Annotated in this window: 12 protein-coding genes and 1 tRNA gene; 9 read left to right on the forward strand and 4 right to left on the reverse strand. The window is 59.7% G+C overall.

Features of this window, described 5'->3' with window-relative positions:
* Nucleotides 1–8: 8 nt before the first annotated feature.
* Entirely contained in the window at nt 9–1,955 is a 1,947-nt protein-coding gene (locus ACLGGT_RS03150; RefSeq protein ID WP_151979660.1) for an AMP-binding protein, read from the reverse strand.
* 229 nt (nt 1,956–2,184) lie between these two features.
* On the opposite strand from ACLGGT_RS03150, the gene ACLGGT_RS03155 reads away from it, so the two are divergent.
* Complete coding sequence (locus tag ACLGGT_RS03155; protein ID WP_008279183.1) at nt 2,185–4,092, forward strand: hybrid sensor histidine kinase/response regulator; 1,908 nt, start codon at nt 2,185–2,187, stop codon at nt 4,090–4,092.
* Nucleotides 4,089–4,790, forward strand: coding sequence for a response regulator transcription factor (locus tag ACLGGT_RS03160; RefSeq protein WP_008279184.1), 702 nt, complete (start codon nt 4,089–4,091; stop codon nt 4,788–4,790). The genes ACLGGT_RS03155 and ACLGGT_RS03160 overlap by 4 nt, the downstream gene beginning before the upstream one ends.
* A 7-nt stretch (nt 4,791–4,797) precedes the next feature.
* On the opposite strand, the gene ACLGGT_RS03165 is transcribed toward ACLGGT_RS03160, so the two are convergent.
* Together ACLGGT_RS03165 and ACLGGT_RS03170 are read right to left on the reverse strand one after the other, a co-directional pair.
* On the reverse strand, nt 4,798–5,451 hold the full coding sequence (locus tag ACLGGT_RS03165; RefSeq protein ID WP_008279185.1) for an alternative oxidase: 654 nt from the start codon (nt 5,449–5,451) through the stop codon (nt 4,798–4,800).
* Nucleotides 5,452–5,541: 90 nt separating this feature from the next.
* The gene (locus ACLGGT_RS03170; RefSeq protein ID WP_008279186.1) at nt 5,542–5,859 is read right to left on the reverse strand and encodes a 4Fe-4S dicluster domain-containing protein; all 318 of its coding nucleotides are present in this window, start codon (nt 5,857–5,859) and stop codon (nt 5,542–5,544) included.
* A 402-nt stretch (nt 5,860–6,261) separates the two neighbouring features.
* Here ACLGGT_RS03170 and ACLGGT_RS03175 point away from each other — a divergent pair, with 402 nt between their 5' ends.
* Nucleotides 6,262–6,963, forward strand: coding sequence for a calcium-binding protein (locus ACLGGT_RS03175; RefSeq protein ID WP_437195022.1), 702 nt, complete (start codon nt 6,262–6,264; stop codon nt 6,961–6,963).
* Nucleotides 6,964–7,135: 172 nt separating this feature from the next.
* Here the strand turns inward: ACLGGT_RS03175 and ACLGGT_RS03180 are convergent.
* Nucleotides 7,136–7,210: transfer RNA gene (locus ACLGGT_RS03180), tRNA-Thr, on the reverse strand.
* A gap of 85 nt (nt 7,211–7,295) precedes the next feature.
* On the opposite strand from ACLGGT_RS03180, the gene ACLGGT_RS03185 reads away from it, so the two are divergent.
* The 6 genes from ACLGGT_RS03185 to ACLGGT_RS03210 all read left to right on the forward strand — a co-directional run bounded on the left by ACLGGT_RS03185 (nt 7,296) and on the right by ACLGGT_RS03210 (nt 12,688).
* Entirely contained in the window at nt 7,296–7,463 is a 168-nt protein-coding gene (locus ACLGGT_RS03185) for a hypothetical protein (protein ID WP_008279228.1), read from the forward strand.
* A gap of 5 nt (nt 7,464–7,468) precedes the next feature.
* Nucleotides 7,469–8,737, forward strand: coding sequence for a UDP-N-acetylglucosamine 1-carboxyvinyltransferase (gene murA / locus ACLGGT_RS03190; RefSeq protein WP_008279229.1), 1,269 nt, complete (start codon nt 7,469–7,471; stop codon nt 8,735–8,737).
* Entirely contained in the window at nt 8,734–9,204 is a 471-nt protein-coding gene (locus ACLGGT_RS03195; RefSeq protein ID WP_008279230.1) for a DUF2948 family protein, read from the forward strand. The genes murA and ACLGGT_RS03195 overlap by 4 nt, the downstream gene beginning before the upstream one ends.
* 103 nt (nt 9,205–9,307) lie before the next feature.
* On the forward strand, nt 9,308–10,609 hold the full coding sequence (gene hisD, locus ACLGGT_RS03200; protein ID WP_437195023.1) for a histidinol dehydrogenase: 1,302 nt from the start codon (nt 9,308–9,310) through the stop codon (nt 10,607–10,609).
* 137 nt (nt 10,610–10,746) lie between these two features.
* Nucleotides 10,747–11,376, forward strand: coding sequence for a hypothetical protein (locus ACLGGT_RS03205; RefSeq protein WP_437195024.1), 630 nt, complete (start codon nt 10,747–10,749; stop codon nt 11,374–11,376).
* Between the two features lie 265 nt (nt 11,377–11,641).
* The gene (locus tag ACLGGT_RS03210; protein WP_037245879.1) at nt 11,642–12,688 is read left to right on the forward strand and encodes a rod shape-determining protein; all 1,047 of its coding nucleotides are present in this window, start codon (nt 11,642–11,644) and stop codon (nt 12,686–12,688) included.
* Nucleotides 12,689–12,698 lie beyond the last annotated feature (10 nt).

A 12,698-nucleotide genomic window follows, 5' to 3' on the forward strand; every position in this document is an offset into this window, starting at 1 on the left:
CGGCCCGCTCATTCTGCCGCCACCCTTTGCATCGTCGCCACCGAGGCCACCTTGGCATCGACGATCTTGAGGGTGGCGCTGATCGCCCCCTTGCGGCCATCCTCATAGGTCACTTCGGTGGTGGTGTAGATTTCAGGCGACCCGTCATAGAGCGCGGTCAGCAGGTCATCGAATTTCTCAGAGATCACACCACGCCGCACCTTTCGAGTGCGCGTCATCTCGCCATCGTCGGCATCCAGTTCCTTGTGCAGCACGAGGAAGCGATGCACCTGGCAATGCGACAGCATGGGATCATCCGCGAGGCTGCGATTGACCTCTTCCACATGGGATTTGATCGTCTCCAACACCTTGGGATGCCCGGCCAATTCCTGATAGGACGCATAGCCGATATTGTTCCGCTCCGCCCAGTTACCCACCGCTGTCAGGTCGATGTTGATAAAGGCGGTGCAGGCGTTACGCCCGTTGCCAAAGACGACCGCCTCGAGAATATTGGGATAGAACTTGAGCTTGTTTTCCACATATTTGGGAGCGAACATCCGGCCATCAGCCATCTTGCCCACATCCTTGGCGCGGTCGATGATGCGAAGATGCCCACTGCCTTCCTCGAAAAAGCCCGCATCACCGGTGGCGACCCAACCTTCGGGGTCTTTGGTTGAGGCCGTGCTTTCAGGATTCTTGTAGTAATATTCAAACGTGCCCGCTGAACGATAGAACACCTCGCCGGTGTCGCTGATACGGATTTCCACGCCGGGCGCGGGGACGCCAACCGTGTCAGAGCGCACTTCGCCATCGGGTTGCAGGGTGATAAACACCGAAGCCTCGGTTTGCCCGTAGAGTTGTTTGAGGTTGATGCCAAGCGAGCGATAGAAATCGAAAATCTCCGGCCCAATCGCCTCACCTGCAGTATAGCCCACGCGCACGCGGCCAAGGCCAAGCGTGTCCTTGAGTGGGCCATAGATAAAGAGGTTCCCAAGCCGGTATTTGAGGCGGTCCAGACCGCTGACCGGCTTACCATCGAGGATCGCAGGGCCGACGCGGCGGGCATGGGACATGAAATGGTCAAAGAGCCATTTCTTGACGCGGCCCGCATCCTCCATCCGGATCATCACATTGGTCAACTGCGTCTCGAACACGCGGGGCGGCGCAAAGAAATAGGTGGGCCCAATTTCACGCAGGTCGGTCTGCATGGTCTCTGGGCTCTCAGGACAGTTGACACAAAACCCGCACCAATAGGCCTGCCCGATGGAGAAAATGAAATCGCCCACCCAAGCCATCGGCAGATAGGCCAGCACCTCTTCGTCCTTGGTCAGATGGTCAAACTCGGAAGACGATTTGGACGCCTCGATGATGTTGCGATTGCTCAGCACCACGCCCTTGGGCTTGCCCGTGGTGCCCGAGGTGTAAAGCATGACGCAAACACTGTCATAGGTCAGTTTCGCGCGGCGCGCCTTGAGATCTTCGATCCATTCGTAATAGGCGGCGCGGCCCTGCTCCTGAATGTCGATGAAGCGGTGCAGCTTGTGGTGATCATATTTGCGCAAGCCGCGCGGATCGACATAGATCATATGCTCCAGTTGGTGCAGCCCCTCCTGCACCTCGATCAGCTTGTCGACCTGTTCTTGATCCTGAACGATGGCAAAGCGTGCCCCACAATGCTCCATCACATAGGCCATCTCGGGGGCGGCAGCATCTTGGTAGAGCGGAACGGGGATTGCACCGACAGATTGCGCCGCGACCATGGACCAGTAGAAATGCGGACGGTTGCGGCCGATGACGGCGACGAAATCGCCCTCATTCACACCAAGATTGATGAGCCCGAGCGCAAGCGCCTCGATCTCCTTCTCGGCCTCAGCCCATGTCCAGCACTGCCAGATCCCATATTCCTTTTCGCGATAGGCCGGTCTATCGGCAAATCGCGTGGCGTTACGTTGCAAGAGCGCCGGAACGGAATCCATCCCGTCCGTCGCTTGTGACGGCTGTGCCAAGTTATATCCTCCCTTTGCTCGCCTGCGCGAACATCCGACCGCCTAGGGGCGATTCTTCTTCCCCCAGAGGGTGCGAGAATCACACTCGCCGTCAACTTTTTCCTGAACATTTCGCAATCCTTACGAATTGTAACAGGCCCAAGATTGGCCTTTGCGGACCGGTTTTCCGGTGTTAGCCAAGATGCGGGAGGAGACTGTAATGGGTACAAGCCGCGCCGATCATGACGCCATGACGATGGCCGGCCTGAACCTCATTCAGCAGGCGCTGACGATCTATGACCGGGATTTGCGCCTTGCGGTCTGCAACCGACGGTTTCAAGAAATGTTTGCCCTGCCTGATGTGCTGGTGACGCCGGGCGCCGATTTCGCGGATACGATCCGCTATCTGGCAACGCGCGGCGATTATGGCGACGTGGGCGATGTGGAAGGGTTCGTAACGACCCGCGTCGATATCGCCCGCGCGTTCGAGCCGCATTACATGGAGCGCACGCGCGCCAATGGCCGCACCATCAGCGTCGAGGGCACGCCGCTGCCGCAGGGGGGATGGGTCACGGTCTATACCGACATCACCCGTGCCAAACGACAAGAGGCGTTGTTGCGCGCCCGTTCAGAAGAGTTGTCCGATCAATTGGTCGGTTATTCAGAAGAGCTGTCTGCCACCAACCGACAGTTAGAGGCCACAATCACGGCCCTAGAAGAGGCCAAGCGCCAGATTTCCGAGGCCGAGGCCCGCACCAGAATGACCGCCGAAATGATGCCCGCCCATATCGCGCATGTCGGCCCAGACCGTTGCTATACCTATTCCAACCGGCGCCTGACCTCGGTCATGCCCGGATCACGCGCCGACCTGATCGGGGTGCACGCGGCGCAGGTGCTCGGACCACAGCCGTGGTCGATTATAGGTCCCGAATTGGACAAGGCCTATGCCGGACAGGCTTCGGTGTTCGAATTCACCCATGAGCCCAGTTCACGGCGCATCCGGGTCGCGCTGACCCCGGATCACACCAGTGGCGGGGTTTACATCCTGTCGATGGACATCACCGAAGAAAGCCAGACGCGCGCCGCCCTGCAACAGACGCGGCGGCGGGAAATGGCGGCACAACTCACTTCGGGCCTTGCGCATGATTTCTCAAACCTCTTGACGATCATCCTTGGGATGCAGTCGCGCCTTGGCCGCATGGGCCTAAAGCCCGAGGCGCAGGAATTGATCAACGCCACCCTCGCGGCGGCGCGGCGAGGTGGCGGGCTGCTCAATCGCATCGCCGACATGACCGGCCCGCGCGAGCATGAACCGGTGCCGACCGATCTTGCCGCCTTTCTCGACGATTTAGAGACATTGGCGCGCTCGGCCCTGCCCACAGGTATCGCTTTTGAGATCATCTGCGTCGGCCTTGCGGATCGCTATCTGCTGGATCCCGGCATGTTGCAGGACTCGCTGCTCAACCTGGTGCTGAACGCCCGCGATGCCTGCGCAGGAAGTGGCGCAATCACCCTTACAGCCCAGCCGGTGCAGGATACATGGCTCGAGCTTGCCGTGGACGACACCGGGCCGGGGTTCAGCCCCGAGGCGCTCAAACACGCGCTTGATCCGTTTTTCACCACGAAGGGCGGCGAAGGATCGGGGCTTGGCCTGCCCATGGTCTATGACATGACCAAGCTGGCGGGCGGGCGCATCCTAATGGGCAATACCGACACAGGCGGGCGCGTGGCGCTGCGCTTGCCCCTGCGCCGCGCGGCGGCGGCGCGTCCTCCGGGCCTTGTTCTTTTGGTCGAGGACAGCCCCGATCTGCGCTCTACCCTGCGCGATATGTTGCGGGGCGCGGGCCATAGCGTGATCGAGGCCGCCAGCGTGGACGAGGCCGCAGCGCTGATCGCCAATCTGCCGGAAATCTCGGCCGTGCTGTCGGATATCGTGCTTGAGGGCAATCGTACCGGGATTGATCTGGCGCGACTGCCCCGACGCGGTGATTGCGCGCTCGTGCTGATGACCTCGTTGCCCCCAGACGATCCGCTACACCGGCAAGCGGCAGACCTTGCCCCGGTGCTGCGCAAACCCTTTTCCGCCGCACAGCTTGACGCGGCCCTCAACACCGGAGCGCAGCCATGACAGCGCCGCTTGTGGCCATTCTTGATGATGAACCGGCGATCCGTTCAATGCTGGCGCAGGCGCTTTCCGAGGCGGGATTTCGCACCATGGCCTTTGGCCGCGCCACAGAGTTCGAGGCCGCCTTGCGCAGCACCACGCCCGATGTTTGCCTTGTCGATCTGTCGCTGCCAGATCGTGACGGGCTGAGCCTTGTGCATCGGTTGGCATTAGAGCAGGGGGCAACGGTAATCATCATCTCGGGCCGCGCACAGGTGCAGGACAGGGTGACAGGGCTGGAACTGGGCGCGGATGACTATATCATCAAACCGTTCGATCCCGCCGAAGTAGTGGCACGCGTCCGCGCCCGACTGCGCCGGGGCATTCCCAGTACACAAACCGGCGAGGTGGCGCGGTTCAACGGCTGGGTCGCACATTTTGACCGCTACATGCTTGAAGATGATACGGGAACGGAAACGCCCTTTTCCCATGCCGAAGGAGAGGTGCTGCGCCTCTTTCTGGAACGTCCCAAGCGCTTGATCTCCCGCCAAACGATGCAAGAGACGCTTGGCGGCGCGGCAGGCGAAAGCTTTGACCGCGCCATGGATGTGCGCATCTCGCGTCTGCGCACCAAACTGCGCGAAGACCCCAAGAACCCGCGCCTGATCAAAACGATCTATGGCGCAGGCTATATTTTTCTGGGGGATGTAAGTTGGGGCTAAGGCTCCGTTACGGGTGCCGCCCTTCCATGATCTGATTGGCAAAGCCGTGGTTGGTGTCACGGTGATGCGCCTCATCAGCGCGCACAGCGATGACGACGTCGCGCAAGCGCGCATCTTGGGACAGCTTCCAGTAGTCGATCGCGATTTGCGGTGCCGGCACATTATCCTGCCGTCCGGCATCAATCTCTGCCAGATATTGCGTATAGCTGACCACCGCCTCTTCCTCGAGATAGCCCACAATCCGATGCGCCGTGCGCGGAGCAAGGAGGTAGGTGAAGAAGAACACATTATAGAAAATCGCCTGCGCTATCATGATCAACCACCGCTCGCCGCGTGACGGCTGCGCGATTTGGACAAAGGTCATCAAATGCATGCGCTCATTCTCGGCCTCATCTAGCAATTCGCGGATCCAACCCTGATCTTCGCGGATGTGCCGTAATGATTTGAGATGCTGCAAGAGCCCCCCCACCATCCCCGGCACGGCAGCCACAGTTTCAAGCACCACAGCACGATGCCCGTAGCGCTTTGAGAAAAAGGCGTCGGCAAAAACCCGCATGATTTTCACAATCCGCAGCGCGATCCGATCATGGATATCGCGCGGACTATGGTGAACCTCCAGTGTTGCGGTCTCGTCGGTCTCAAATTGCCTTTCGGGTCTCATCTTTCACTCCATTCATGGCTAAGTGTCAGATGGGGATGAAAGATGACTCTTGAATGCGACATATCGTGCCGCCCACAAACGCGTCAAACGTCAGCCAGCGCGCTGCCCTAGGCCGTCGCCCTTCAGAATGCGTTCCAGTCCAAGCCGCGTTTCCTTTGTCAATTCGATGGCTCCACGGGTGCAGACATCGGCGCAGAGGCCACATCGGCCGCAAGCGTCAATCGCGGTCACAACTGGCAAAACCTCTTTATCAAGGGCGACAATCGCCTTTGGGCACACCGCAACGCAATCGCCGCACCCCGTGCACATATCGGCCAGCCGCCATTCCCGCACCGTTCCGGGCGGGCGCGGCAAGACAGCATGACCTTCGGAACTTGGCAGGGAACGATCCCGCAATTCGTACCACATGGCCTCCAGCCTCCTCCGTCCAGACCGTCAAACCTCTCAACCTCGTAAAAATGAAAAAACAGGACGACCGACTCGCCCATGATGTAGATCAATCCATACTGCGGAAAAAATTTGATCTGTCACGCGGCGGCGCGGCGTTTGCGATACCACAGGGCGTATAGCGCTTGGATGTTCCTAACCTTTGCCGCCTGCGTTAGGTAAACTAAAGTCTTTTCAGGGTCAGAGAGGCGTTGTGATGGATGATTTTGCAAGCGATGTCAGCACCACCGGACGTATTGAACCGGGGGAAGCGTAACCGGCACCATTGACAACCAAGACGACCGCGATTGGTTCGCCATTAGCCTGCAAGAAGGCACCGCCTACAGGTTTGGTCTCAAAGGCGCGCCCTCGGGGCAAGGAACATTGCTCGATCCTTTTCTGGGGCTGTACGATGCGGATGGACACCCGCTTGTCCAACCGCTCGCAGCCGTCAATTTGATCGGCAGCGATGATGCCGAGACGCTGACAGGCGGTCTGGGGGATGATGCGTTGTGGTTACTTGACGGCGATGGGGATGACAGTATCCGCACCGGGCAGGGCAATGATTTCGTATCAGGCGGCGAGGGCGCAGATCGTATGTCTGGCGGCGCAGGCCGGGATATTGTCTTGGGCGGCAACGGCAACGACGTGATCGCTACCGGTTTTGACGCTGATCTTGTCTATGCCGGACGTGGTAACGACAGCGTTGGCGGCGGTTCCGGGGATGACATCCTGTTTTCTGGCGCGGGCAATGACACCCTCACCGGTGGCCAGTCTTCTGATGTGTTTGTCTTCAATACCTTCACTGCGGGCGAAATCGACACGATTAAGGATTTCAATCCAATCGCGTTGAACACCAGCGCTTTCTTTACTCCGCCATCAAGCCGGTTGCCGTTTCATATCGGCGGCGATCCTGACGAACTTGATCCGTTGACCGCATTCGCCAGTCTTGACACCAGCGACGCGGACACAGGCGCGACGATTACGATCGCGGAACATACAGTTATTCTTGAGGGCGTTTTTGCCGCCGACATTTCGGTCGGAGATTTCATCTTTTTATCGGGTCCGATGGACGCGCATCTTTGAAAAACCCATGCTCCGGGTGCCAGCGCCGAACGGGGCGGATGTTGGCACTCACATGGTTTTCAGAGCCGGGGGAAACATCCGCTTTCGGGGCGCCGATTTTGGCGTTCATTGCCGTAACCATTCCCTGCCGCTGCGGGCAAGTGGCATGATCGCGGAATTTACTAGATTTAACTGGTGCTGCTGGGGAGGATTGAACTCCCGACCTCGTCATTACCAATGACGCGCTCTACCACTGAGCTACAGCAGCACGTGTGGCGCGCTGATTAGACGCTAATCGCTGATGGCGCAAGGGGTAACTGGACGGTTTTTCACACCTCCTGTAAGAGAGAGCCATGAGCAAAAAACAAACACCGGATAAAGGCGCGAAACAGAGCCCAAGCCGCGAGGACAGGCTGAAATCGGCGTTGAAGGCCAATCTCGCACGGCGTAAGGCGCAGGTACGCGCCAAGGCGGACGGCCTGTCCACGCCAAAGCCAACCGGTACAAAGGATGAGGGGTAGAGCAGATGGATTCGATCGTCGTCACAGGCAATGGGCCGCTTGAAGGACAAATTCCCATCGCGGGGGCCAAGAATGCCTGTCTGACGCTGATGCCCGCCACATTGCTCAGCGATGAGCCGTTGACCCTGACCAATGCGCCGCGCCTGTCGGATATCAAGACAATGACAACGCTGCTGCAATCCTTGGGCGCAGAGGTGGTGCAGATGCAGGGTGGTCAAGTTTTGGCGCTGTCGTCGCATAATCTGAACAACCACGTCGCCGACTATGACATCGTGCGCAAGATGCGGGCCTCGATCCTCGTGCTGGGGCCAATGCTGGCGCGGGATGGTCATGCTGTGGTCTCGCTGCCGGGCGGATGCGCCATCGGAGCGCGGCCCGTTGATCTGCATTTGCGCGCATTGGAGGCGATGGGTGCCGAACTTGACCTGCGCGAGGGCTATGTACATGCCAAGGCCCCCGGCGGCCTGAAGGGGGGAATGTTCGAATTCCCCATCGTCTCGGTCGGGGCCACGGAAAACGCCCTGATGGCGGCGACCTTGGCCAAAGGTACGACCGTGCTCAAGAATGCTGCGCGCGAGCCTGAGATCGTTGATCTGGCCCACTGCCTGCGCCGCATGGGCGCGCAAATCGAAGGCGAAGGCACAGGCACGATTACCATTCAGGGGGTAGACCGGCTTGGAGGTGCGACGCATCCCGTGGTGGTCGACCGGATCGAGCTTGGGACCTATATGCTGGCCCCGGCGATCTGCGGAGGTGAGGTAGAATGCCTCGGCGGACGGCGGGATCTTGTGGGCGCTTTTTGTGACAAACTTGAAGAGGCGGGCATCAGCGTCACCGAAACTGACGCGGGTCTCAAGGTCAGCCGCAAGAATGGCAAAGTGCGCGCTGTCGATGTAGTGACAGAGCCGTTTCCGGGCTTCCCCACAGACCTGCAAGCGCAGATGATGGCGCTGATGTGCACCGCCGAAGGCACCTCGGTACTGGAAGAGCGTATCTTTGAAAATCGCTTCATGCATGCACCGGAACTGATGCGAATGGGTGCGAAAATCGACGTGCATGGCGGCACCGCCACCGTAACCGGCATTGATCGCCTCAAGGGCGCGCCGGTGATGGCCACCGATCTGCGCGCCTCGGTGTCGCTCATTCTTGCGGGGCTGGCGGCAGAAGGCGAAACCATCGTCAACAGAGTGTATCACCTTGATCGCGGCTACGAGCGGGTCGAGGAAAAGCTGGGCAACGTCGGCGCCAAGATCGAAAGGATCAGTGGCAAATGACCGAAGACGCCAAATTCGAAGACGGGCGCGAAGCCCCTCTTAATCTGGGCGCGATAGAAGAGGACGACCTAAAGGTCATCTCATCGCTCGCACAAGACGCGGTCTTTCCCATCACCGAGATGACGTGGCGACCGGGCCAGCGGCGCTTTGGCCTTTTGCTCAACCGCTTTCGTTGGGAAGATCAGGGGCTTAAGCGACATGGGCCGGAGCGGGTGCAGGCGCTCTTGGTGGTGGACAATGTGCTGCGCGTGGCCAGCCAAGGCATCAACCGGCATGACAAAGACACGATCCTGTCGTTGCTCGCGATCACCTTTGAGCCGGGATCGGAGGGGGCGGGTCATGTGCTTTTGACGCTGGCGGGTGACGGCGCGTTGCGCCTGGAGGTCGAGGCGCTCGAAGTCACGCTCAAAGATGTGACGCGGCCCTACCGCGCGCCATCAGGCAAGGTGCCGCACCACGAGAGCTGAGACGCTTGGCATAGTGCAGAATTTGAGTATTTGGACCAAGAAGAAGACCGGGGCTTGAGACAGTGGCCACGCACCGCTATGTCCCCCGGCGAAAGGAACCGCCATGCCAATCACGCTTGACGCCACCGCGCCCGATTTCGAAGCCCGCTTTGCGGAGTTACTGAGCGCCAAACGCGAAGACAGTCCCGATGTAGACGATATCGTCGCGGGCATCATCGCGGATGTGCGGCAACGGGGGGATGCAGCAGTGATTGCATTGACCGAGCGCTTCGACCGTGTCGCGCTGACACCTGAGACGCTGCGCTTCTCGCCCGAGGAAATCGTGCAGCTTATTGGCAAAGTGCCCCCCTCCGAGCGGGACGCGCTGGAACTTGCGGCAGAGCGCATCCGCGCCTATCACGCGCGGCAGATGCCCGAGGATGCCAGCTGGACCGAAGAGAGCGGCGCGATGCTGGGCTGGCGTTGGACGCCGGTCTCGGCGGCGGGGCTTTATGTTCCCGGTGGCTTGGCCTCTTACCCGTCCTCCGTGCTGATGAACGCCATTCCCGCCAAGGTGGCTGGGGTGGAACGGCTGGCGATCGTCGTTCCCACGCCAGATGGCAAGGCGAACCCGCTGGTGCTTTTGGCCGCGCAGATCGCGGGCGTAGATGAAATATACCGCATCGGCGGCGCACAGGCGATTGCAGCGCTTGCCTATGGCACCGAGAGCATTGCCCCGGTGGACAAGATCACCGGACCCGGTAATGCCTTTGTCGCCGCCGCCAAGCGCCGGGTGTTTGGCAAAGTGGGCATCGACATGATCGCTGGTCCCTCGGAAATCCTTGTGATTGCGGACAGGGGGCAGAACCCAGACTGGATCGCGCTCGACATGCTGAGCCAAGCTGAACATGACGAAAGCGCGCAAGCCATCCTGATCACGGACGATGCCGAGTTGGCCGAGGCGGTCAGCGCCGCCATCGACCGCCACCTCGAAACGCTGGAACGGCGCGCCATCGCAGGGGCAAGCTGGCGCGACTACGGCGCGATTGTTCTGGTGCCCGACATGGCCACCGCCGCCACCCTCTCGAACCGCATTGCGCCAGAGCATTTGGAGCTGTGCGTGAGCGATCCTGACGCCTTGTCGGCGCAAATCACTCATGCCGGAGCGATCTTTCTCGGGGCGTGGACGCCTGAGGCAATCGGCGATTACGTCGGTGGCCCAAATCACGTTTTGCCGACTGCGCGCTCGGCCCGGTTCTCGTCTGGCCTGTCGGTCATGGATTTCCTAAAGCGCACCACTTTGGCCCGGATGACACCGGAAGCCCTGCGCGCCATTGGCCCCGCCGCCGAAACCCTGGCCATCTCCGAGAGCCTTGAGGCGCATGGCCTATCGGTGCGGGCAAGATTGGACCATCTCAACGGCTGAAACGGCGACAAAACCCATATTACGAGCGTGACATCGCCAAACTTGCGGAATGGGGTTGCAATCTTGCCGTGCACTTGCCGTGTGGTTAGCTTAGCGAGGCTGAGCGGTGCAAATTGATCTTCTTGGGAAGAGTGTTCATGTGTGGTGTGTCCATAGAAATCCGCACAGACGCCGAACTCTCTGAAATTCTCGCCCCAGATGAACAGGTCTTGTGGAGCGGGCGGCCAGATTTTGGACGTGGATTTTTTCAGCCAATCGGCGCAGAGCGGACCTATGACATCACCATGTGCATTGGTGCCTTGGTGATGTGGGGCACCGTTCCTTATATCGCCTCTACCACGGACCATGCACTGCTGAACGTCTATGTCGTCTATGGTGTGACGTCACTGGTCTTTGTGTTGGTCGCGTTCGTGATGGCTTCCAACCGGCAGTATGTCCTTTGCAACGTGATTTACTTTGTCACGACCAAGCGGGCAATCCTTTGTCGCCGTGGGCGAAATTGGCGATTTAGCGTCCGGCTCTATGTCCTTTCCAATCCACATTCTCCCACATATCCGTATGAAATCAGCCCGACGCGTCCATATCCGTCACTAAAGATCGGCGCATTGCATGACGAACAGGAAATCCAACCGCTCGGTCTTGGTTTATCGCATCCAGGTCAGCCGCCCCATTGGGGGAAACATACCCTGCCTGTCGCTTTCGAGCAGGTTGCCGAAGCCAATGATGTGTTGGACAGAATTACGTCCTGCACGCGAGCGAAAACCTAAGACCAACAATAAGAGCTTGTACCGATGGCCACGATAAAATCCTCCGCGTGATGCGCTGACCCGTTGGTATTTGCCCAATCTTGCGGAATTGGCCGCGACACTTTCGCCAGTCCAGTGCGTGAACTCCGTGTTAGCGGCGGTTTGGTGCTTACAGGTCCGAAACTGCCCCTTTCGCCCCTGCGGCACGCCCACTATAAGGACAGATGCCCCGGACCCCCGAGTCGCGGGGCTCATCATTATTTCGGGCGACAGGGCACAGGCGCATATGTCTATATTTGATAGGATTCCCAGTCTGTTTTCATCAGACATGGCGATTGACCTGGGCACGGCCAACACGCTGGTTTACGTCAAGGGGCGCGGGATCATCCTGAGCGAGCCTTCGGTTGTTGCCTATCACGTCAAGGACGGAGTTCGCAAAGTGCTGGCCGTGGGCGAGGATGCCAAGCTGATGCTGGGGCGGACCCCCGGCAGCATCGAGGCCATCAGGCCGATGCGCGAAGGTGTGATCGCCGACTTTGACACCGCCGAAGCGATGATCAAGCATTTCATCCGCAAGGTGCACAAGCGTTCAACCTTTTCCAAGCCTAAGATCATCGTCTGCGTGCCCCATGGTGCGACACCTGTGGAAAAGCGCGCGATCCGGCAATCAGTGCTCTCTGCGGGCGCGCGCCGGGCGGGTTTGATCGCAGAACCCATTGCCGCCGCTATTGGTGCCGGCATGCCGATCACAGATCCCACCGGGAACATGGTGGTTGATATCGGCGGCGGCACGACCGAGGTCGCGGTGCTCAGCCTTGGCGATATCGTCTATGCGCGCTCGGTGCGTGTTGGGGGCGACCGGATGGACGAGGCGATCATCAACTATCTGCGTCGCCAGCAAAACCTGCTGGTGGGTGAATCCACGGCTGAGCGGATCAAGACCAGCATCGGCACGGCCCGTATGCCCGACGACGGGCGCGGCACGTCGATGCATGTGCGCGGGCGTGACCTGCTCAATGGCGTTCCCAAGGAAATCGAGATCAGCCAAGCGCAGATCGCCGAGGCGCTTGCCGAACCCGTACAACAGATTTGCGAGGCGGTGATGACCGCGCTTGAGGCGACACCACCCGATCTGGCGGCGGATATCGTAGACCGTGGCGTGATGCTGACCGGCGGGGGCGCGCTTTTGGGCGATCTTGATCTGGCGCTGCGCGAACAAACCGGGCTGGCCGTATCCATTGCGGATGACAGTCTCAATTGCGTGGCACTTGGCACTGGCAAAGCGCTTGAGTTTGAAAAGCAGTTGCGCCACGCGATTGACTACGACAGCTGAACCACCCACC

Origin of the sequence: Roseovarius sp. MS2, from assembly GCF_051447875.1 — a bacterium.
Lineage (GTDB): Bacteria > Pseudomonadota > Alphaproteobacteria > Rhodobacterales > Rhodobacteraceae > Roseovarius > Roseovarius mucosus_A.